At 66.9% G+C, this 21,020-nt stretch carries 23 protein-coding genes; 18 read left to right on the top strand and 5 right to left on the bottom strand.

Annotated elements, in window-relative coordinates; translation table 11 throughout:
- Positions 1–214 precede the first annotated feature (214 nt).
- Together fabA and H609_RS0101585 are read right to left on the bottom strand one after the other, a co-directional pair.
- Positions 215–727, bottom strand: coding sequence for a 3-hydroxyacyl-[acyl-carrier-protein] dehydratase FabA (fabA, locus tag H609_RS0101590; protein ID WP_018866911.1), 513 nt, complete (start codon positions 725–727; stop codon positions 215–217).
- 162 nt (positions 728–889) lie between these two features.
- Entirely contained in the window at positions 890–1,204 is a 315-nt protein-coding gene (locus H609_RS0101585; RefSeq protein ID WP_018866910.1) for a hypothetical protein, read from the bottom strand.
- Between the two features lie 204 nt (positions 1,205–1,408).
- Here H609_RS0101585 and H609_RS0101580 point away from each other — a divergent pair, with 204 nt between their 5' ends.
- The 9 genes from H609_RS0101580 to mnhG all read left to right on the top strand — a co-directional run bounded on the left by H609_RS0101580 (position 1,409) and on the right by mnhG (position 9,482).
- Entirely contained in the window at positions 1,409–2,743 is a 1,335-nt protein-coding gene (locus H609_RS0101580; protein ID WP_028484147.1) for a hypothetical protein, read from the top strand.
- A 142-nt stretch (positions 2,744–2,885) separates the two neighbouring features.
- Positions 2,886–3,554 (top strand): TIGR04211 family SH3 domain-containing protein, encoded by a 669-nt coding sequence (locus H609_RS0101575; protein ID WP_155988711.1) that lies wholly within the window; start codon positions 2,886–2,888, stop codon positions 3,552–3,554.
- A 216-nt stretch (positions 3,555–3,770) separates the two neighbouring features.
- A complete protein-coding gene (locus tag H609_RS0101570) occupies positions 3,771–6,071 on the top strand; it encodes a putative monovalent cation/H+ antiporter subunit A (RefSeq protein WP_028484145.1) in 2,301 nt (766 codons plus the stop codon).
- Positions 6,068–6,493, top strand: a complete 426-nt coding sequence (locus H609_RS0101565) for a Na+/H+ antiporter subunit B (RefSeq protein ID WP_028484144.1) — start codon at positions 6,068–6,070, stop codon at positions 6,491–6,493. Before H609_RS0101570 ends, H609_RS0101565 begins: the two co-directional genes overlap by 4 nt.
- Positions 6,493–6,840, top strand: coding sequence for a Na+/H+ antiporter subunit C (locus H609_RS0101560; RefSeq protein WP_028484143.1), 348 nt, complete (start codon positions 6,493–6,495; stop codon positions 6,838–6,840). Before H609_RS0101565 ends, H609_RS0101560 begins: the two co-directional genes overlap by 1 nt.
- Positions 6,837–8,333 (top strand): Na+/H+ antiporter subunit D, encoded by a 1,497-nt coding sequence (locus H609_RS0101555; RefSeq protein ID WP_028484142.1) that lies wholly within the window; start codon positions 6,837–6,839, stop codon positions 8,331–8,333. Before H609_RS0101560 ends, H609_RS0101555 begins: the two co-directional genes overlap by 4 nt.
- On the top strand, positions 8,330–8,803 hold the full coding sequence (locus H609_RS0101550) for a Na+/H+ antiporter subunit E (protein WP_018866904.1): 474 nt from the start codon (positions 8,330–8,332) through the stop codon (positions 8,801–8,803). Before H609_RS0101555 ends, H609_RS0101550 begins: the two co-directional genes overlap by 4 nt.
- Before the next feature lie 15 nt (positions 8,804–8,818).
- The gene (locus H609_RS0101545; protein ID WP_026279247.1) at positions 8,819–9,094 is read left to right on the top strand and encodes a monovalent cation/H+ antiporter complex subunit F; all 276 of its coding nucleotides are present in this window, start codon (positions 8,819–8,821) and stop codon (positions 9,092–9,094) included.
- Complete coding sequence (gene mnhG / locus H609_RS0101540) at positions 9,087–9,482, top strand: monovalent cation/H(+) antiporter subunit G (RefSeq protein ID WP_018866902.1); 396 nt, start codon at positions 9,087–9,089, stop codon at positions 9,480–9,482. The genes H609_RS0101545 and mnhG overlap by 8 nt, the downstream gene beginning before the upstream one ends.
- A 415-nt stretch (positions 9,483–9,897) precedes the next feature.
- Here mnhG and H609_RS0101535 read toward each other — a convergent pair whose 3' ends face one another.
- Positions 9,898–10,347 carry a hypothetical protein gene (locus tag H609_RS0101535; RefSeq protein WP_018866901.1) on the bottom strand — a complete coding sequence of 150 codons (450 nt, stop codon included), beginning with the start codon at positions 10,345–10,347 and terminating at the stop codon, positions 9,898–9,900.
- Between the two features lie 217 nt (positions 10,348–10,564).
- Between H609_RS0101535 and H609_RS0101530 the strand changes: the two genes are divergently transcribed.
- Genes H609_RS0101530 through H609_RS0101520 form a run of 3 tightly spaced genes read left to right on the top strand, consistent with a single transcriptional unit; the run spans position 10,565 to position 13,362 of the window.
- The gene (locus tag H609_RS0101530; RefSeq protein ID WP_018866900.1) at positions 10,565–11,266 is read left to right on the top strand and encodes a metalloregulator ArsR/SmtB family transcription factor; all 702 of its coding nucleotides are present in this window, start codon (positions 10,565–10,567) and stop codon (positions 11,264–11,266) included.
- A gap of 19 nt (positions 11,267–11,285) precedes the next feature.
- The gene (locus tag H609_RS0101525) at positions 11,286–12,020 is read left to right on the top strand and encodes an MBL fold metallo-hydrolase (RefSeq protein ID WP_018866899.1); all 735 of its coding nucleotides are present in this window, start codon (positions 11,286–11,288) and stop codon (positions 12,018–12,020) included.
- Between the two features lie 22 nt (positions 12,021–12,042).
- Positions 12,043–13,362 (top strand): MFS transporter, encoded by a 1,320-nt coding sequence (locus H609_RS0101520; protein WP_018875772.1) that lies wholly within the window; start codon positions 12,043–12,045, stop codon positions 13,360–13,362.
- Between the two features lie 30 nt (positions 13,363–13,392).
- Here H609_RS0101520 and H609_RS0101515 read toward each other — a convergent pair whose 3' ends face one another.
- Positions 13,393–13,851 carry a DUF6231 family protein gene (locus H609_RS0101515; RefSeq protein WP_018866897.1) on the bottom strand — a complete coding sequence of 153 codons (459 nt, stop codon included), beginning with the start codon at positions 13,849–13,851 and terminating at the stop codon, positions 13,393–13,395.
- Positions 13,852–13,962: 111 nt separating this feature from the next.
- On the opposite strand from H609_RS0101515, the gene H609_RS0101510 reads away from it, so the two are divergent.
- The 5 genes from H609_RS0101510 to H609_RS0101490 all read left to right on the top strand — a co-directional run bounded on the left by H609_RS0101510 (position 13,963) and on the right by H609_RS0101490 (position 19,615).
- The gene (locus tag H609_RS0101510; RefSeq protein WP_018866896.1) at positions 13,963–14,445 is read left to right on the top strand and encodes a Crp/Fnr family transcriptional regulator; all 483 of its coding nucleotides are present in this window, start codon (positions 13,963–13,965) and stop codon (positions 14,443–14,445) included.
- Positions 14,446–14,469: 24 nt separating this feature from the next.
- Positions 14,470–15,261, top strand: coding sequence for a YdcF family protein (locus H609_RS0101505; RefSeq protein WP_028484141.1), 792 nt, complete (start codon positions 14,470–14,472; stop codon positions 15,259–15,261).
- The gene (locus H609_RS0101500) at positions 15,261–17,336 is read left to right on the top strand and encodes a hypothetical protein (RefSeq protein WP_028484140.1); all 2,076 of its coding nucleotides are present in this window, start codon (positions 15,261–15,263) and stop codon (positions 17,334–17,336) included. The genes H609_RS0101505 and H609_RS0101500 overlap by 1 nt, the downstream gene beginning before the upstream one ends.
- A gap of 246 nt (positions 17,337–17,582) precedes the next feature.
- Positions 17,583–18,212 carry a YdbL family protein gene (locus tag H609_RS0101495; RefSeq protein ID WP_018875769.1) on the top strand — a complete coding sequence of 210 codons (630 nt, stop codon included), beginning with the start codon at positions 17,583–17,585 and terminating at the stop codon, positions 18,210–18,212.
- A gap of 38 nt (positions 18,213–18,250) precedes the next feature.
- A complete protein-coding gene (locus H609_RS0101490; protein ID WP_018880441.1) occupies positions 18,251–19,615 on the top strand; it encodes a YihY/virulence factor BrkB family protein in 1,365 nt (454 codons plus the stop codon).
- A gap of 30 nt (positions 19,616–19,645) precedes the next feature.
- Here the strand turns inward: H609_RS0101490 and H609_RS0101485 are convergent, their stop codons facing one another.
- Positions 19,646–20,077 carry an SRPBCC family protein gene (locus H609_RS0101485; RefSeq protein ID WP_018875767.1) on the bottom strand — a complete coding sequence of 144 codons (432 nt, stop codon included), beginning with the start codon at positions 20,075–20,077 and terminating at the stop codon, positions 19,646–19,648.
- Positions 20,078–20,539: 462 nt separating this feature from the next.
- Here H609_RS0101485 and H609_RS0101480 point away from each other — a divergent pair, with 462 nt between their 5' ends.
- Entirely contained in the window at positions 20,540–20,998 is a 459-nt protein-coding gene (locus H609_RS0101480) for a hypothetical protein (protein ID WP_028484139.1), read from the top strand.
- Positions 20,999–21,020: the final 22 nt, after the last annotated feature.

The following is a 21,020-nucleotide window of genomic DNA, read 5'->3' as shown; positions in this document are numbered from 1 at the left end:
CGTGTTTCTTGGGTACTTCTTTGCACGAGCAAAGAAGTACCTCGGGGCGCGCTGGCGAGTCAGCGCCGGGCAGTATGTGGACCGAAGGCACCGTAAACACCGGATGCCGAACCAGGACCAGCCACCACGAGGCAGGCGGCGGGTAGAAAGCAAGGAAAGGTAGGAACCCGAAGAAAACCGGCTCCCGCGCTAGCGATGGCGGAAGCCGGTGGGCCTAGAAGTTTTCGGTGGAGGTGAACAGGCCGACGCGGAGGTCGTGGGCCTCGTAGATCGGGCGGCCGTCGACCTTGACGATGCCGTCGCCGATGCCGAGGACCAGCTTGCGCGAGATCACGCGCTTCATGTCGATATGGTAGGTGACCTTCTTGGCCGTCGGAAGGACCTGCCCGGTGAACTTGACCTCGCCCACGCCCAGGGCGCGCCCGCGTCCCGGATTGCCGAGCCATGCGAGGTAGAAGCCGACCAGCTGCCACATGGCGTCGAGGCCGAGGCAGCCGGGCATCACCGGGTCGCCGGGGAAGTGGCAGGCGAAGAACCAGAGGTCGGGATTGATATCCAGCTCGGCGATCATCTCGCCCTTGCCGTACTGGCCGCCGTCGCTGTTGATCTCCAGGACCCGGTCCATCATCAGCATGTTGGGGACCGGCAACTGGGCGTTGCCCGGACCGAACATGTTGCCGTAGCCACAGGCCAGGAGTTCGTCGCGATCGTACTGATTCTTCTGCATGGGAGCGCCGCTCGGGGAAAAGGCCGGTATTGGACCGAAACCCGCGCGCAAAAGCAATTGCGACGGGATTCGGCGGTGCGCCGATGGTCCCGGGGGTGGGGCTGATTAGGTTGTCCTCGGAACGTCCTGGGACAACCTGTCGAGAGCTCTGCGTGCCCCGGATCAGGCGTCGGAGGGATACCGTAGCAGTTCCGCGAGGGTGAAGAAGCGGTCGCCGCGCAGGTAGCCGGCCTGGATGTCGGCGATCAGGGCGCCGGGGCGGCCCTGATCGTCGTGCTCGGCCACCCACGCGGTCGGGACCGTATCCAGGATGTGGGTACAGGCCAGGCGCCCGTCTTCCAGGTGGCTGGCGCGAACCTCGCCGGTGCGGCGGTTGCGGAAGGCCGGGAGCCAGCCGGCGGTGAAGCCGGCGTCGAGCCAGGCGGGGTTCTCGGTGCGGGCCGGTTCGGGTGCCGGCATGAGGTCGAGGCTGAGCATCGCGAGGTCTCCGGGGATTTAATCCGGGTATCGGCGCGGGCGCGGCAAACTTGAGCGTGATTGGCCCGGCGTGGAGACGGGAACCGGAACGATTCGACATAATCAGGCAACCGGTTGGTGGGGCCCGGAGTTGCGCCCGAGGTGGCGGGCGCGGACCATGCCTGAAAGAACAACAAGCGAGGGGGAGTCGTGGCCGTCACTGTAATGCTGTGGGTGCTGGGGATCGTGGTCGCAATCGTGGTGCTGGACCTGGCACGGCGGCCCTTGCGCCGCCTGCTGGTGGGGCTGACCGGCGGCGTGACACGCCTGACGTGTGCCCTGCGGCGGCAGGTGCTGCATCTGCGCGACGCGACCCAGCGCTGGCACCACGCCCACCTGGCCCGGTTGGAGGCCGAACGCGTTCATGTGGCGGTCCATGCCCTGGAGCGGCGTTACGCTCGCCTGGTGGGCCACGATCTGGCCGAGATCCCCGATCTGCGCCAGCAGGTTCACGAGACCCTGCGCCAGCTGGAGGATGCCTATGCCCGCGACGAGGGGCGCCTGTCCGCCGAGCCCGGCTGGGTCAGCCGCCTGGAGGCCCTGGCGAGCACGCCGGTGGGCGACAGCCCGCAGGGGCAGCGCCTGGCGCAGGACATGCAGGAAACGGTGTTGCGGATTGCACGGCTCGGCATGGAGGAGCACCGACAGATGGCGCGTGGCCTGCTGTCGGCCCGGCGACGCCTGGAAGCCCCGTTGCACGAACTGACCGGGCGCCTGGAGCAGGTACACCGGCGCCTGGCCGACCTGCAACGCCAGGGCGAGCGCCTGGATAACGGTCTGGCGAACTGCGAGAACCGGGACCATCCGGCGCAGCGGCACCTGCCCGCGTATGCCCAGGCCGGCAGTCAGTGGCTGCTGGGCGCGGCCGGACTGGTACTGACCGCGGTGGCCGTGGTGGTGTACCAGCGGCTGTTCGATCCGGCCCTGGGGACGCAGTTTCCGGCCTCGCTGGAGGCCGGCGGGGTGGCCTTCCCGGATCTGGTGGTGGCGACCCTGCTGGGGGCCGCGGCGGTCTCCGGCTGGCTGCTGGCCGAGGCCCGCGGCGTGTCCCGTCTGCTGCCGCAGGCGATGATGGATGGTAGTGAGGGCGTGCGCCGGGCGCTGGTGGTGGTGGCAGGCGTTGCGCTGGCCGTGCTCGCGCTGATCTCCGCGCTGGGCGGCTTTCATCTGGAGTGGGTGGCGTATCGTCAGGAGTTGATGGATACCCTGCTGGCCGGGGGCGAGGCGCTGCCGCCGACCCTGAACCTGTTCGAGCAGTCGGTGGGCGCGGTTCTGGGCCTTCTGGTACCCCTGATCGTTGCGCTGGCGCCGATCTGGCTGGTGGGGGTGCTACAGGCGACCCGGGTTATTCTGGGCGGCCTGCTGACGCTCGTGCTGGCGGTGCTGGCGGGTATCCTGTACCTGCTGGCGGTCGCGGCGGCGCAAGTGCGGCGTCTGCTTCCGGTGGCATTTGATCTGATCACGTTCCCCTCGCGGGCCGTGCGCGAGCGGTTCGTGTAAGTGTCAGGAAGCCGGAATGTGAACTCGATCAACCCCCGGTACGGCTTTGCGTGCGCGGCTTTCTGTCCCCTGTAGAATGCGGCGCCGGAGATCCCGGGCGAATCAAGAGATGGCAGCGGAAATGACGATGAAACGGTGGTCGATGCGCGTGATGGCGCTGGTTCTGGGGAGCGTGATGCTGGTGGCCTGGAGCGGGGCGGCCGCGCAGCAGACGCGCTATGTCAGTGAGGAACTCGAGGTCGGCGTGCGGGGCGGCCCCTCGAACCAGAACCGCATTGTCAGTGCGGTGCGCGCCGGGCAGCCGGTCACGGTGATGGAACAGTCCGGTGACGGCTGGAGCCGGGTGCGGCTGCCCAGTGGTAACGAGGCGTGGATCCTGACCCGCTATTTGCAGGACGAGCCGCACTCCCGCGAGCGCCTGGCCGAGGTCGAGGCCGAGCTGGCCGAGATCCGTTCCGGTGCGGATGATCAGGAGGGCCGGATCGCGGAGTTGCTGGACCGGCGCAACGCGCTCACGACCGAACGCGACGAGCTGCAGGCGCAGCTTGCGGACATGGAGACGGAGCTGGAGGAACTGCGGGATATTGCCTCGCGCCCCCAGGAGATCCAGCGGGAAAACCGGCGCCTGGAAGGCGATCTGGTCGAGGCGCGGGATGCCGCCGACGAGTTTCGTCGTCAGGTCGAGGTGATGCAGGCCGACAGCCAGCGCAAGTGGTTCATGACCGGAGCCCTGGTCACGGTGGGCTCGGTGATCCTCGGCATCATCCTGACCCGGATCCCCACCCGCCGACGCCGCAGCGACTGGGTCTGACCGCGGTGGCCCCGCGCGCCGCGTGGCGATCGCGGCGCGGGCTGTCCGCGGGGAACCACCCGCTTCTTGCACGGTCCCATCGCAGTCGGTAGGCTTCCGCGTTCGTCTGCCAGGGGCTGCCATGCACCGGCCTCGCTTTCGGCGACGGAAGGACTCCCCCAGCGTAACGCGACCGTTGCGCCCTTGGCCCGGAACTGAAAGGACTGAACTGGCCGGATGCTCTACGCGATTCTGTCAATATTTCTGGTGGCGGCGGTTGCCCCCGTGGTCCACCGTCTGACCGGCCGTGCCAGTGGCTGGGTGCTGGGCCTGCTCCCGGCGGTCCTGTTCGTCTATTTCCTGAGTTTCCTGCCGGCGGTCTCCAGCGGCGAGTCCATCGTGCTGGCCTGGCCATGGATGCCGGGGCTGGATATCCAGCTGTCGTTCCTGGTCGACGGCCTGTCGCTGTTGTTCGCGCTGCTGGTGTCGGGTATCGGATTCTTTATCGTCACCTATGCCGGGCGCTACCTGCAGGCGCACCGCGACCTCGGGCGTTTCTACGTGATCATCCTCGCCTTCATGGGCTCCATGCTGGGGCTGGTGCTGGCGGACAACCTGATTGCGCTGTTCGTGTTCTGGGAGCTGACCAGCATCACCTCCTACCTGCTGATCGGCTACAACCACGAGGACAAGGACGCCCGCAAGTACGCCCTGCAGGGCCTGTTCGTGACCGTGGGCGGCGGGCTGGCGCTGCTGGCCGGCATCATCATGCTCGCGATGGCCGGAGGGTCCTGGGAGCTGTCCGAGATCCTGAACAACGGCGACGTGGTGCGCGAACATGCGCTGTATCTGCCGCTGCTGCTCCTGATCCTCCTCGGGGCATTCACCAAATCGGCCCAGGTGCCGTTCCATTTCTGGCTGCCGCGCGCGATGGCCGCGCCGACCCCGGTCTCGGCCTATCTGCATTCCGCGACCATGGTGAAGGCCGGCGTTTACCTGCTGGCGCGCCTGAATCCGTCGCTGGGCGGCACTGACATCTGGTTCACCACGCTGGCCCTGTTCGGCGCGGTCACCATGTTTACCGGTGTGTTCCTGGCGTTCCGCTCCACGGGCGTGAAGAAGGTGCTCGCGTACTCCACGGTGATGGCCCTGGGTACGCTGACCATGCTGATCGGGATCGGTACCGAGACCGCGCTGCTGGCGGCGATGGCCTTCCTGCTGGCGCACTCGCTGTACAAGGGCGCGCTGTTCATGGTCGCCGGGATCCTGGATCACGAGGCCGGCGCAAAGGATTTCCTGCAGACCGGCGGGTTGCGCAGCGCACTGCCGGTGACGGCGGCGTTCGCGATCCTGGCCGCGCTGTCGCTGGGGGGCGTGATCCCGCTGTTCGGCTTTGTCGCCAAGGAGTTGATGCTGGAGGCGGTGCTTGACGCCCCGGGCCTGGTCGGCATCCTCAGCCTGTTCGCGGTGCTTACGGCCATCCTCGGGGTTGCGGTGGCGGCGATCGTCGGTATCCGTCCCTGGTTCGGCGCGCGCGCCGACACGCCGAAGACGCCGCAGCACGAGGCACCGGTGGCGATGCTGGCCGGGCCGGCGGTACTGGCCAGCCTGGGGCTGATCTTCGGCCTCGGGCCGGGCCTGGCCGACCAGGGTCTGATCAACGCCGCCGCGGCCAGCGTGCAGGGGGCACCGGTGGCGGGCTATCTGGCGCTGTGGCACGGCATCAATCTCCCGCTGGCGATCTCGGCGTTCAGTCTGGTGGCCGGTGGGCTGCTGTACTGGCGCTGGGAGCAGGCGCGCCGGGCGCTGGCCTGGGTCGATCGTGCCGCGGAATACGGCCCGGAGAAGGGCTATTTCAAGATGATGGACGGCCTGGTCTGGATCTCCGAATGGCAGACCCGGGTCCTGCAGAACGGCTACCTGCGCTATTACGTGATCGTAACCGTGGCGATGACCGCCGGGCTGGTCGGGGTGACCGCCCAGCTGTTCGAGGTCAGAGTGGGTACCGTCCACTTCGAGCGTCTGCAGGCCCACGAAATGGCGATCATCGCCATCCTGGTGGCGTCGATGCTGTTTGCGGTGCTGACGCGTTCGCGCCTGGGGGCAGTGGCGGCGCTGGGTTCGCTCGGCTTTACCGTGGCGCTGGTCTACGTGCTCTACAGCGCCGCGGACGTCGGTATTACCCAGGTGCTGGTGGAGACGCTGACGGTGATTCTGCTGGTGCTGGTGCTGTTCCGTCTGCCTGGGTTCCTCAATCTGTCTTCGAGCGCGCTGCGGGTGCGTGACGCCGGGATCGCGCTGGTGACCGGCGGGATGATCACCCTGCTGATCCTGAGCACCCTGGATGCGCGCTTGTTCCCCTCGATCTCGCAATACTTCATCGAGGAGTCGGAGCCGTCCGGCTACGGCCGCAATATCGTGAACGTGGTGCTGGTCGACTTCCGGGCGCTGGATACCCTGGGCGAGATCTTCGTGCTCGCGCTGGCCGCGATCGGGGTCTACGCGATGCTCCGCTTCCGCGCAGAGGACCGCCGATGAACATGCATTCGCTGATCCTGCGCACGGCGGGGCACTTCCTGCTGCCGCTGCTGCTGCTGTTTTCCGTGTTCCTGCTGCTGCGCGGGCACGACGAGCCGGGTGGCGGCTTTATCGGCGGGCTGGTCGCTGCGGCCGCGATCGTGCTGTACCTGTTTTCGATGGACACCGAATCGGCGCGCAAGGTGCTGCGGGTCGATCCGCGTGACGTGCTGGGCGCGGGGATGGTGCTGGCGGTGCTCAGCACCATCCCCGGGGTGTTCCTCGGCCAGCCGTTCTTCACCGCGCAGTGGTGGGAATTCACCGCACCGATCTTTGGCGACATCAAGCTCTCGACCGTGCTGATCTTTGATATCGGCGTGTACCTGGTCGTGATCGGATCGGTGCTGACGATCATGCTCAACCTGGCGGAGGCGGAAGACTGATGGAAGTCGTCATGGCCTTCGTGGTCGGCGGCCTGTATGCCGCGGCCATCTACATGATGCTGCGCCGCTCGATCGTGAAGCTGGTGATCGGGCTGGTGCTGCTGTCGAATGCGGCCAATCTGCTGATCTTCACCGTGGCCGGGATGAAGTCCGGGGCCCCGCCCCTGATCCCGCCGGGCATGACCATGCCCGATGGCGCATCGGCCGACCCGCTGGCACAGGCCGTGGTGCTGACCGCGATCGTGATTGGTTTTGGTGTGCTGGCGTTTGCCGTGGTGCTGATTCATCGCGCCTACGAGGTGGTCAAGGCGGATGACATGGACCAGATGAAGGACACGGATCGATGAATATGTCCGTTGCCCTGCCGGTCATCCTGCCGCTGTTCTTCGGCGCGCTGTCGGTGATGTTCTGGCGCTCGCATTTCGCGCAGCGCTCGCTGGGCGTGCTCGGCACCGGCGCGATGCTGCTAGCCACGATCTGGCTGCTGATGGAGACCTGGGAGCATGGCCACGTGGTCATGGAGATGGGCTCCTGGCCGGCGCCGTTCGGGATCGTGCTGGTCTCCGACATGCTGGCGGCGATCATGGTGGTGCTGACCGGCATCATCGGGTTCGCGACCGCGATCTACTCGCTTTCCGGCATCGGCAAGATGTCGGAGAAATTCGGCTACTACCCGCTGCTGCACCTGCTGCTGGCGGGGGTCAACGGGGCCTTCCTGACCGGCGACATCTTCAACCTCTACGTGTGGTTCGAGGTGATGCTGGTGGCGTCCTTCGCGCTGCTGATCCTGGGAGGCGAACGCTCGCAGATGGAGGGGGCGATCAAGTACGTCACCCTGAACCTGCTGTCGTCGATGATCTTCCTGACCGCGATCGGTCTGACCTACGGCCTGACCGGTACGCTGAACATGGCGGACATCGGCGCCAAGCTCGCCACCGTCGAGGACACCGGCCTGGTGACGGTGATCGCGATGCTCTACCTGGTCGCGTTCGGGGTGAAGGCGGCGGCGTTCCCGTTCTTCTTCTGGCTGCCGGCGTCCTATCACACGCCCAAGGTCGCGGTCTCCGCGCTGTTCGCGGGCCTGCTGACCAAGGTCGGTGTGTACGCGCTGTTCAGGGTGTTCACCCTGATCTTCAATCAGGAGGTGGACTACACCCACGAGATCCTGTTGTGGGTGGCCGCGGGCACCATGCTGACCGGCGTGCTCGGGGCCGCCGCGCACTACGAGTTCCGGCGCATCCTGTCGTTTCACATCATCAGCCAGATCGGCTACATGATCATGGGGCTGGCGCTGTTTACGCCGCTGGCGCTGGTCGGCGGGGTGTTCTACATCATGCACCACATCATCGTGAAGGCGAATCTGTTCCTGATCAGCGGGATCACCTTCGTGATGAAGGGCACCCACGAGCTGAAGCAGATGGGCGGGATCTACCGCACGAATCCGATGCTGGGTGTGCTGTTCCTGATCCCGGCGTTGTCGCTGGCAGGGCTGCCGCCGCTGTCCGGGTTCTTCGCGAAGTTCATCATCATCCGCGCGGGCATCGAGGCCGAGGCCTACTGGGTGGTGGCGGTCGCGCTGGTGGTGGGGCTGCTGACGCTCTACTCGATGATCAAGATCTGGGCCGAGGTATTCTGGAAGGCGCAGCCGGAAGGCGTGGAGACCGATGACGTGACCTCCGGTCCGATGATCTGGATGTGGCTCCCGGTGATCATGCTGGCGCTGATGACCGTGGCCATTGGCCTGTACGGCGAGCCGATCTACCAGATGGCCCTGATGTCGGCCGAACAGCTGCTGGATCCGTCGCAGTACATCGAGGCGGTACTGGGGGCACAGCCATGATCGCGCTGACCTGGAATATCGCGCTGGCCCTGATCTGGGTCTTCCTGACCGGCACGTTCAGCACCGGCAACCTGCTCGTGGGGTTCTTCCTCGGCTATGTGCTGCTGGCCTTCGCGCTGCGCGACAAGCCGGGTTTCTCGAGCTACGCGCGGCGGGTGCCCAAGTTCATCGCGTTCATTGGCTACTTCCTCTGGGAGCTGTTCCTGTCCAATCTGAAGGTGGCGTATGACGTGATGACGCCGACCCACCACATGGTGCCGGGCGTGATCGCCTTCCCCCTGGATGCCAGGACCGATGGCGAGATCACCATCGTCGCCAACCTGATCTCGCTGACCCCGGGAACGCTGAGCCTCGACGTGTCCACCGACAAGAAGGTGCTGTACATCCACGTGATGTACATCGAGGATCGCGACGAGGTGATCCGCTCCATCAAGTACCTGGAACACCGCGCGCTGGAGGTCCTGCGCTAGGCGCAGGGGATGCAGATGTTCGATATCGCCATCATCGCTTCCAATGTGCTGCTGAGTATCGCCCTGCTACTGGGGTTCTGGCGGCTGTATCTGGGGCCGACCCTGCCCGATCGCGTGGTCGCGCTGGAACTGATCGCATCGCTGACGATCGGCTTTATCGCGGTGTATGTAATCTCCAGCGGCCGCACCCCGTTCATCGACGTGGCGATGGTGCTGGCGCTGACCGCGTTCCTCGCGGCGGTCGGCTTTGCCCGTTACCTGGAGAAAGGGGGGCATCGCGACGATGACTGAGTTCTTCACGGGGCTGTTTCTGGTGGTGGGTGCGGCGTTCATGGTCGTGGCGGCTCTGGGCCTGGTGCGCATGCCCGACCTGCCGATGCGCCTGCACGCGACCACCAAGGCGGGCGTGCTGGGGGCTGGCCTGATGATGGTCGGGGTCGCGGTGTACTTCGGTGACGGCGGCGTGACCACGCGCGCGGTGGCGGTGATCGGCTTCCTGCTGCTGACCGCGCCGGTGGCCGCCCATGCGATCGGGCGCGCGGGTTATTTCGTCGGTGTCCCGCTGTGGGAACACAGCAAGACCGACGAGCTGAAGGGACGCTACGACGAGAAGACTCACACCCTGTCTTCGCCGCCGGAGATGCACGAGCCCGAGGATCGGGACGACGCATCGCGCTGAGACCGATGCTTTTCGGTATACCCAGCGAGCCCCGTGGCCATGCCGCGGGGTTCGTTCGTTTGGGGCTGGCGCGGCCGGGGCGAGAGGACACCCATCTGCGTTCGGAGGCCATGCGGTCACCCGGCCGGAGTGAAGCGCAGAGCCGGGATCTCCGGCGTCAGCAAGAGCCCGGATGCTTGAGATGACCCCCGGTTCAGCACACCCCGAAAATCGCAGGAGCCTGCTCGCAGGCGAAGCCCCTGCCAAAGTCAGACGTGGCCAGGGGAATTCGCCTGCAAGCAGGCTCCTGCAGGGCGCTATGGAGGCGCGACCAGGGCGGCCGACAAAAAAGCCGGGGCGTTAGGCCCCGGCAATGGGTACAGTCGTTGGAGAGACGACAGTTCCTTGTTCCGGGATCGCTCCCGGCATGCAGCCGTCAGGCCGCGTGGGTTTCCTTGGCCTGGCGGGCGGCCTTGGCCTGTTCCGGGTCGTAGGCCGCGCCGGACCAGAGCATCTCGTAGGCGATCTCCTCGTTCCCGTTCTCGCACAGTTCCAGGACCTGCTGGAACAGGGGCTGGAAGGTCTCGCTCTGATGCGACGCCTCGTGTTCCTCGAAGCTGTTCCAGAAAGTAATGATCAGCGCTTCCTTGTCCTTCATCGGGCTCTCGACCGCCTGACCGATCGTCGAGCCCTCGTTGGAGACCGCGCCGGAGTTCAGGGCGACAAAGCCGCCGACAAAGCCGGTATCCGAATGGTAGGTCTTCACGTTCTCGCAGAGGACCGCGACACGCTCCTGCAGGTCGTCGATGGTGTACTCCGGCTTCAGGATCACGCGGTTGATGGTGACCACGCCGTCGGCCGGGAAGTTGTTGATCAGCTGGCTCATGACGTCCTCCTTTTGCAGGGGAAGGGTGCCCGTGGGCACGGGATAGTCATTCAGTTAGTAAGCAACTTCTAATCGAAGTTCCCGAGTACCGTACTCAGGAATACCCGGGTTCGCCAGAATGCCCCAAAAACCGGAGGGTCCGGTCCCGCGCGGGTGCGTAAGCAGGGCTTGCGTTGGCGGCGCGCGTTGGTTAGCTTATATTCCAACGAATATTGGAATGTGTGCGGTGTCCGGACGCGAACTCAAAGATCTCCTGTACGAGCAGGTGGCCCGCATTGCCCGCGCGGCCGCCAGTCCCAAGCGGTTGGAGCTGATCGAGATCCTCGTGCAGGGGGAGAAGAGCGTCGAACAACTGGCGTCGGACGCGGAGATCAGTGTGAAGCTGGCCAGTGCCCACCTGAAGGAGCTGCGCCTTGCGCGGCTGGTGGAGGCCCGGCGCGAAGGCCGGTACATGTTCTACCGCCTGGTCGATCGGCATGTCGCCGATTTCTGGGTGATGCTGCGAACACTGGCCGAAGAACGGCTGCTGGAGCTGCAGGCCGCCACTCGAGAGATCGCCGAGGGTGCGGGCGATCTGGCCCCCATGGCGGGCGAACAGCTACTCGAGCGGGCGCGGCGCGGCGAGGTGATCGTGCTCGACGTACGTCCGGGCATGGAATACGCCAGCGCCCATCTTCCCTATGCCCGATCCATCCCCGTCAGCGAATTGCGCGACCGGCTGGGCGAATTGCCGACTGACCGCCCCGTGGTGGCGTACTGCCGAGGACCGTACTGCCTGATGGCGAGCGAGGCCGTCCAGATCCTGGGTCGGCACGGCATCCGGGCCAGCCGGCTCGAGGACGGCATCGCGGAGTGGCGCTACCACGGTCTGCCCGTGAGCGCCGATGAGGACAACCGACAAAAAGAACGCGACCGGTGAACGGTCCAGGAGGAGTGTCATGTTTTTTCATCAATTGCCCACCCGGGAGTCGTCGCTGTCCTACCTGTTCGGCTGTGGATCGCTGGGCAAGGCCATCGCGGTGGATGTCGTGGACGGGGACCAGGAATGGTTCCTGGAGCGGGCCGCCGAGGCGGGTGTTGCCATCACGCATGTGATCGACACGCATGTGCATGCCGATCACTATTCCGGTGGCCGTGACCTGGCCCGACGTGCCGGGGCGGAGTATTGCCTGCATGCGTCGGATCGTTCGGTGGTGGAGTTCGACTTCCATGCGCTGGAGGATGGCGATCGGCTCGAGGTCGGCAACGTCGAGGTCGAGGTGATCCATACCCCCGGTCACACGGAGGACAGCCTGTGTCTTCTGGTGACCGACAAACGCCGCGGGGACCAGCCCTGGTTCGTTCTTACGGGCGATACGCTGTTCATCGGCAGTGTTGGACGCCCCGATCTGGCCGGGCGGGAGCGCGAGATGGCGGGACGGTTGTTCGACAGCCTTCACGAGCGCCTCCTGGGCCTTCCGGACGAACTGGAGATCTATCCCGGTCACTATGCCGGCAGTGCCTGCGGCGCGGGGCTGTCCGGGAAGCCGTCGTCGACGCTCGGGTTCGAAAAGCGCTTCAACCCGGGGCTTGCGATCGGTGAGCGGGAGGCGTTCGTCGATTTTCTGACCCAGAACATCCCCCCGCGCCCGGTGGGAATGGATGCCTACGTCGCGGCGAATATCGCCTCCTGATCCGAGAGCAGAGGGACTCTTCATGACGGACCATCACAAGGCCGCGGAGGCCTACGCCCATCTGACGCACGGGATTCGGGAGAACCTCGGGCAGTTCGGTCAGCAGTTGATCCAGGTCTTCTTCGTTGGTCTGACCATCGGGATGATGCGCACGGTCGTGCCGGCGCTGGCGGAGAGCGAGTTCGGTGTGGCCGAGGGCTCGTTCATGCTGCTGACCGCGTTCGTGGTCGCCTTCGGGGTCGTGAAGGGGGCGCTCAACTTCGTTGCCGGGCGCCTGTCCGAGCGGCTGGGGCGCAAGACGGTCCTGATGCTGGGCTGGGTGGCGGCCATCCCGATCCCCTTCATGATCCTTTACGCACCGTCCTGGAGCTGGATCGTCGCGGCGACCGTCCTGCTGGGCGTGAACCAGGGGCTGGCGTGGTCGATGACGCAGACCGCCAAGATGGATATCACCCGCGCCGACGAGCGCGGTTTCACCATGGGCATGAACGAGTTCTCCGGGTATGTCGGGGTTGCCGTGGCGGGGATCGTGACCGGCTATATGGCGGCCGCGTTCGGGCCACGCTGGGGCCTGCTGATCTTCGGCCTGGTGGTGATCGCCCTGGCGATCGTGATGACCGCCGTGTTCGTGCGCGAGACCCTCGACTGGGCAAAGGCCGAGGGTGCCCGGCATGCGGCCGGTCAGTCCACCGGCCCGGTGCCGCGTTACCCGACGAATATCCCCGACACGCCGACGACCTGGCAGGTGTTCACCCTGATGTCCTGGCGTGACCGGCGCATGGCGGCGTTCAGCCAGGCCGGGCTGGTGGAGAAGTTCGTGGATGCGCTGGTCTGGGTGTTCTACCCGGTGTTCCTATATCAGCAGGGGCTCAGTCTGGCGGCGATCGGCTGGGTCGTCGGGATCTACGGCTTCGTCTGGGGCGGTTCGCAGTTCCTTACCGGGCGTCTGTCCGATCACGTGGGGCGACGCCAGCCGATCATCTGGGGGATGTGGATCTGTGGCGGCGGGGTCGCCCTGACCCTGCTCGGCGAGGGCGTACTGTGGTGGTCCTTCGCGGCGGCGGTGACCGGGTTCGGCATGGCGCTGCTGTACCCGAACCTCAGTGCGGCGGTGGCGGACATTGCGCACCCGAACTGGCGCGGCTCGGCCATCGGTACCTACCGCTTCTGGCGCGATCTCGGCTACGGCGTTGGGGCCCTGGGCCTGGGCATCGTGGCCCACCTGGGCGGCTCGGTGATCTGGGGCTTCTGGTTCGTGGTGATCGCGATGTTTGCATCCGGTGCGCTGGTCTGGTGGTGGGGTGACGAGACGCATCCGCGCCTGAACCCCCGCGACGAGTAGTCCCCGCGTCGCGATTCGCCCGGCACAGCGTTACCAGCGGGCCTTGTCCCACATCTCGGGGTTCGCCCAGAACCGGGCGTTCAGCCAGTCGGGAGTGAGCTTGTAGTCGTACAGGCTGGTGCGATAGACCGCGTGATCCGGCGCGGCGGTCTCGGCTTCGGGGTCGCGCCGGAATCCGAGCGCCAGGAAGTCGTTCAGGTCCCAGCGTTGGTCGTCCAGCCGATGCAGAATCAGCACCTCGTCGGCCCAGCGGTCGCGCAGGCCGCCCAGCAGTTGTTGTCCGGTGGTCACATCCAGCGCGCTGAGGGTGTCCGGGAGCAGGACCAGCGGCACTCGTGGCTCGGGCGGATGCTCGAGAAACGCTGCCACCGTTTCCTGCTCCACATCCGGTGGACTGTCCGTGGTCTCAGGGGCGGCGACCAGCAGGAGGGTGCGCCCCTCGCGCAGGCGTCGCGGCAGGTTGCGGCGCAGGACGTCGATGTCGATCAAGGGCTACCTCCCCGGCGTTCCGTGGCGTGTCGGCCCCGTCCCGGGGCCGTGTTCGTTATACTCTAAAGCACTCTCACTTCTACCGCGGACCCGTCAGAAGGAACCCTCTCCATGTCCAAGGAACTGCTGACCGAATTCCTCTCCAAGCACCCGATCTCGGCGTCCCTGACGCCGGCCGAGGTCGAAGTCCTGCTCGAGTACCTGGAAGTGGTGGAGACCCATCACAAGCAGGTGATCGCGGACATCGGCGAGGTCGGGGAGTCGCTGTTCTTCGTGGTCAGCGGGACCGCTGCGCTGTACCACGACGACGGCAGCCAGGAGATCGAGGTCGGCCGCATGCAGACCGGCGAACTGGCCGGGTCCATGTCGTTCTTCGACCGCGTGCCGCGCGGCGTGCGCATGCGTGCCCTGAGCGACAATACCCGCCTGTTGCGCCTGTCGCGCTCCATGTACGACCGCCTGCGTGTCGAGCAGCCGTACATCGCGGTGAACCTGCTCGAGTTTGCCATCATCAGCCTGGATCACCTGATCCGCCGGGTCTCCGAGGACGTGGCCACCTACGCCCACTATCTCTACTCCCCGGGCAAGAAGTAACCCCGGTCGCGGGCGGAGACTCTCGTGCTCGCCACCCTGCAGACGATCGCCGAGCACCTGCTGCTGCCGCCCGGGCTGGGCATCACGCTGACCCTTGTGGGCGTGGCCTTGTGGCGCGCCGACTGGCGGGGCGGGCGGGCGCTGCTCGCCCTGGGCCTGCTGGCGCTGGTGCTGCCGAGCCTGAACATCGTGGCCCAGCCGCTGGCCCACAGCATCGAGCGTGACCTGCGCGACGGCGTGATCGCGGTGGGCCGGGCCGATGCCATCGTGGTGCTGGGGGGTGGCCGCTGGCCCGGGCGCGCCGAGGACGGCGGGCGTGACGCCTTGAATCCGCAGACCCACGAGCGCCTGCGACATGCGGCGCGGCTGCACCGCGATACCGGGTTGCCGATCCTGGTCTCCGGCGGGCGTCCGGGTGCCTTGCCGGGCCGGCGCTCCGAGGCCGAGCTGATGGCGGCGAGCCTGCAGGGCGATCTGGGGGTGCCGGTGCGCTGGCTGGAGAACACCTCGCGCAACACCTGCGAGAACGCCTCCCACACCCGCCAGCGACTCCAGAACAGTGATGTGCAGCGGGTACTGGTGGTGACCCAGGCGCTGCATCTGCCGCGTGCACTGGCCTGCTTCGAGCGCGCGGGACTGGCCGCCGACCCGGCCCCGGCCGGCTTTCGCGGCCCGACCGGCGACCCGATGCGGGTCGAGGACTTCCTGCCGCGACTGGACGCCCTGGAGACCTCCCGCTTCGCCCTGCGCGAGTGGGTGGCGCGTCTGGCGCGCCCGCTGCGCGATCGCCTGCCGGAGCGGGGCGACCCGGCCTGATGCACGCGCGGCGCGGTGCACCGGGCGCAGTGGCCGCGGCGGCCGGGCTGGTGCTTTTCCTGCTGGCGGGGTCGGTGACGGCCGCCGAATCCCCATCGGCTGCCGGCGGTGTCCAGCTCGACCTGCAGATCGAATCCCTGCTGCGCGAGGATCTCGATGCCCGCGGCCTGAGTACGCGGGTGCAATGGACGCGCGAAGGCCTGTCGCTGGAAATCCGCGCGGAACGCGTCGAGCTTCCCGCCCCGATCGGGACCCTGCGACGACTGCGGGTGGAATGTGGCGACCTGCGGCTCGGCCGTACCGAGGTCCGCTGCGAGGCCGCCCGACTCTGGGGGGATGCCGGGGATCTGGACCTGCGCGGCGCGCGGGTGCGCCTGGTCTGGGGCCGCGAGAGCGGTCAGCTGACCCTGGCGGGCGCCTGGCCGGGCTGGTTCGGGGCCAGCGGGGATGTTCGTGTGCACCGCGACCCGGCGCGCGGCTGGGATGTGCGGGCCGATCTCGACGGCATTGATCTGGCGGCGCTGGCCGCCTCCCCGCGCCTGCCGATGGAGCTGCCCGTGCACCTTGGCCAGGGCCGGGCGGATGTCGCGCTGCGCTGGCGTGAACGCGGCCGTTCGGAAGGCACCCTGCGGGTCCATGACCTCGCCTTCAGCGATGACCTCGGGCTGCAGGCGGGCGAGGAGCTGGATGCGCGACTGTGGGTCGCGGGGGACGCGAACGGCTGGGATGTGGAGGCGGCCGTGACGGCAGGCGTGGTGTTCGTGGATCCCTGGTTCGTGGATCTCGACGCCGAGGGGCCGGTCGTGCTGGAGGCCCGTGGCCTGGTGGCGGACGCCGACAACGGCTCGGCGCGCACGGATTTGCTCTCGCTGGACTATGGGGCGGCGGCGGCCCTGCAGGGGCAGGACCTGGCGTTCGCGCCCGGGCGCGGGCTGGAGGGCCGGGTCCAGGCGGAGATCGCGGCGCTGGGGGTGATCTACGACACCCTGCTGTCGCCCTGGCTGGTGGGGACCCCGCTGGGCGAGCTGGATGTCGCGGGTCACCTGGCAGGCGAGATCGAACTGCAGGATTCCATGCCGCGTTACATGCGTGCGGAGTGGTCCGGGGTGGAGGCGCAGGATCGCCGGGGACGCTTCGGTCTCAGTGGGGCGCGGGGTGGACTCGACTGGTCGGACACGGTGCCGGGCGGTCCGGGGCGCATCGAAGTGGATGCCGCCCATCTCTACGGGCTCCCGTTCGATGCCTTCAGCGCGCAGGTGCGGGCGCGGCCACAGGGACTGGAGTTACTGGAGGCGACCGAGATCCCGATCCTCGATGGTGGGCTGCGGGTCGGGGCCTTCAGTCTGCAGCAGACGGAGACCGGGCCGGATGTGCAGTTTCAGGGCGGCATCCGGGCCATCAGCCTGGAGCCGTTGACCGAGGTGCTGGGATGGCCCCGGTTCTCCGGGCAGGTGGCGGGAATGATCCCGCGCGTCCGCCTGGAGGATGGCGACCTGAACGTGGACGGGCGGTTGCTGGTGCAGGTGTTTGACGGCGAGGTGGTGTTGCGCGATGTCTATATCCACGATCTGTTCGGCTACGCCCCGGAGCTGGGGCTGTCGACGCAGATTCAGCGCCTGGACCTGGAACTGGTCACCCGTGCCTTCGATTTCGGGCGTATCCAGGGCCGTCTGTCGGGCCACGTGAACGACCTGGTGATGGTGGACTGGTCGCCGGTGCATATGGATCTGGAGCTGATGACGCCGATGGACGCGCCGGGGCGGCGGCGCATCAGCCAGCGCGCGGTGGAAAACATCACCGAGCTGGGCGGCGGGATCCAGGCGGCGGCGTCGTCGATCTTTCTGCGCTTCTTCGAGAACTTCAGCTATCGCCGCCTGGGTTTCCGTTGCAAGCTGCGCGGGGACGTATGCACCGCCTCTGGCGTCGCCGATCGCCCCGATGACGGGTTCGTACTGGTCCAGGGTGGCGGGCTGCCGCAGATCCAGGTGATCGGGTACAACCGGCGGGTCGACTGGCCGGAGCTGATCAACCGCCTGGCCACGATCCAGGCGGGCGAGGGCCCGGTGGTGCAGTGAGGAACCCGGGAAACACGGATTCATGTACACGCTCGCGCTCGAGTCGCTTTTGCGTGCGAACAAGGCGCGGTGCGCAGCCGGAAGTGGCGCTACCGGCAAGCGCCGCAACGCAGGATTGGGGAACCTGGGGTACCAACGCGAGCGTGTACATCAATCCGTGTTTCCCTGGCGTTTGGTTGCCATTCAGGATGATGGTGTAGATTGGGCACATGCGGGACGGACCCGCTCGAACAAGGGATGACAGGCATGAAGGCTTTGTGGAGTGTTCCGGGACTGGCGCTGGTGTTTGCCCTGCTGGCCGGCTGCGTGACCATCAATATCTACTTCCCCACCGCCGCGGCGGAGGAGGCGGCGCGTGCCATCGTGCGCGACGCGCTGCAGGTGCCGGACAGCGAGGCCGCGCCGCAGTCCGAGTCCGGTGCGCAGCTTCCGGCCCAGCCGCGTCATGCCGGGGCCGCGACGGGCAGCACGCCGGTGCTGGCCTGGGTGCTGGAGCGTCTGGTCAGCCCGGCCGCGGCGCAGAGCCCGGACCTGCAGATCGAGACCCCGGCGATCAATCGCATCCGGGCCTCGATGCGTGAGCGGGCGCCGCAGCTGGCGCCGCATTTCCGCAGCGGGGCGATCGGGTTCGGCAACAACGGCGACGTGGTGATCCGTGACCTCTCCGAGGTGCCGCTGCGGGACCGCAGCACCGTACAGCGCCTGGTCAGCGAGGAGAACTCCGACCGCGATTCGCTCTACCGCGAGATCGCGCGCGCCAATGACCGCCCGGACTGGGAACGTCAGATCCGCGAGACCTTTGCCCGCGTCTGGGTGGAAGAGGCCCCGGCGGGCTACTGGTACCAGGACCGTAACGGCCAGTGGCGGCAGAAGTAGGGCCTGGTGACGGGGCCACATACCCACGGGAGTGATGCGTGGCGGGCGTAGCCTGGGCCGAACGCCTGGATGCCCGCCGGCGCCAGCTGGTCGAGCTGGTCCAGGACACGGACCTGTCGGCGCTGCCCTGGTGGAAGGCGGTCCCGCTGGGTGTCGTGCGGGGCCTGTTCGGCCTGGCCCGCGAGGTCTCCGAGGGCCAGCTGACGCTGCGGGCGATGAGCCTGGTCTACACCACCCTGCTGTCGATGGTGCCGCTGCTGGCGCTGTCGTTCTCGGTGCTCAAGGCCTTTGGTGCCCACAACGCGGTGGAGCCGTTCCTGCTGGGCGTGCTTGAACCGCTGGGCGAGCAGGGGGTGGAGATCGCCCACAACGTGCTCGACTTTGTCGACAACATGCGCGTGGGCGTGCTCGGCTTCGTCGGCCTGCTGTTCCTGGTGTATACCGTCATCGCGCTGGTGCAGAAGATCGAGCTGGCCTTCAACACCATCTGGCGGGTGGAGAACAGCCGCAGCCTGGCCCAGCGCTTTTCCAACTACCTGTCGGTGATCCTGATCGGTCCGGTGCTGGTGGTCTCGGCGCTGGGGCTGACCGCCACGGTGATGTCATCGGCCGCGATGCAGGCGATTGCCGGGGTCGAACCCTTCGGCATGCTGATTACCGAGATTTCGCGGCTGGTGCCGTACATCCTGATCATCTCCGCGTTCGCGTTCATCTACGTATTCGTGCCGAATACCCGGGTCAAGATCCTCCCGGCGCTGATCGGCGCGGTGGTGGCCGGTTTCCTGTGGCAGAGCGTGGGTTGGGTATTCGCCAACATGGTGGCGGGTTCAACGCGCTATGCGGCGATCTATTCCAGCTTCGCCATCATGATCATGCTGCTGATCTGGATCTACCTCGCCTGGCTGATCCTGCTGATCGGGGCCAATGTCGCCTTCTTCGTCCAGCACCCGGAGTACATGAACGTGCGCGGCATCCGCCTGCGCCTGTCCGGGGCGGCACGCGAACGCATGGGGCTGCACCTGATGCAGCAGGTTGGCCAGCGCTTCCACGACGGGCGCCCGGCACCCACCCTGGACGAGGTGGCCGCGACCCTGGCGGTGCCGGGCAATGCCCTGGGCGATGCGGCGCGCCGGCTGGAAGAAGCCGGTCTGCTGTTGAAGGCGGGAAGCGAGGGCCAGCATCTGGTACCGGCCCGCGACCTGGACGCGATCCGCGTGGACGAAATCCTGGATGCGCTGCGCGAGGACAGCGATGATCACGCCATTCGTCGTCTGCGCGGCAGCCTGAGTGTGGAGACGACGCTGAAAGAGGTGGATCAGGCGCGCGAGGAGCGCCTGAACGGGCGCACCCTGCGCGACCTGCTGGCGCGCCCCGATGCCAGCGCCGCGGCGGAGACCGCCTGACACCCGGCCACGCTGGGGCCAGGTTTGGGGTCAGGAACGGGCCGCCTCGGCGTCCAGCCGCTGCTGGGCCCGTTCCATCAGCTGGCCCGACACCCGGTCGACCAGCGACTGGGCCGCGCGCCGCACGGCCGCGTCGAGCAGCGGGTTCAGCTTGTACTCCAGTTCGAACTCCACGCGCGTGCGGTCCTCGCCCTCGGGGCTCAGGCGGTAGCTGCCCCGGTTCTGCACCCCGCGGATGGAGCGCCAGGCAAAGTGCTCCGGCGCGATCGCGGTGCAGACCTCGACATCGAAATCCATGCGCATCCCGGCGGCCCGAATGGTCCAGCGATAGCAGTCGTCACCCAGGCACTCGATATGCTCGACGTGGTCGCACAGGTCGACAAAGTTGGGCACGTGACTCAGCAACTCGAAGACCCGTTCCGGCTCGGCGCGCAGGGAAGTGGCGTGGGAGATGGTTCGCATGGCGCAGTCTTCTTGGCTAAAGGCTTTCCGTTTAAGAGCCTGGCCCCGGTCGGGGGTTCCCTGCAAGCCATGCGGGAACTACACGAGCGTGTACATTCACCGCTGTTTCCCGAGGGAAACACTGATTAATGTGCACGCACGCGCTCGAGTCGCTTTTGCGTGCGAACAAGGCGCGGTGACTGCCGTGCAGTCATTCTGCACAAGGGAGCCGCAACGCCGTTCCCGCGCCCGTTTTTGTCAACAACGGGCGGCCGAGCCCCTTCGTTCAATAGGTTGTGGGGTTGGCACCCCAGGTTCCCCGATCCTGCGTTGCGCCCCGAATCCATCAAAAACGGGCGGGTAGAACCACTACCCGCCGCACGACGCGCCTGGTCTCGAAGAACCTGGGGTGCCAACGCGAGTGTGTACATTGATCAGTGTTTCCCTAGGATAAGGGTCTTTTCCGGATAAACGGATCTCCGTATGAATCCAGCGTCCCAAGGGCCCGTGCCCGACTTCCTGCAACGTTTCGAGGCCGGTTCCACCGGCATCCTGTACTGGGAGCAGCTGGAGCGGCTGTGGACGCTGCTGCGCGACCGCGCCGATGGCGGCTGGTACGTCTACGCGGTAGGGGATACCGTGCCCGTGGAACCGGTCTCCGCAGAGGATTTCCGGCGTTTCATCGACGAGGTCGACACCCTGTTGCGGCAGGATCACGACGAGGACTACTGCGGGATCGTCTACGTCGATGACCGCGAGGCGCCGGAATTCGTGAAGATCTTCGACCCCAACAACCTCGGCTCCAGCTGCGGCTCCTCGGGGCTGCGGGTGCTGCCGGGCTGGGTGCTGTCGCGCGTGCCGCCGGTGGACCTGCAGGCGGCGATGCCGCCGACCGGCAGCCGCCGGCGCTGGTGGCAGCGCCTGTTCGGCGGGGCGAAATGAGTACCGCCGGTACACAGGGGAG

Source organism: Thioalkalivibrio sp. ALE17 (assembly GCF_000425605.1).
Classification (GTDB): Bacteria; Pseudomonadota; Gammaproteobacteria; order Ectothiorhodospirales; family Ectothiorhodospiraceae; genus Thioalkalivibrio.
Note: the sequence above shows the minus strand (reverse complement) of the source record. Positions and strands in the feature narration are given on the sequence as shown.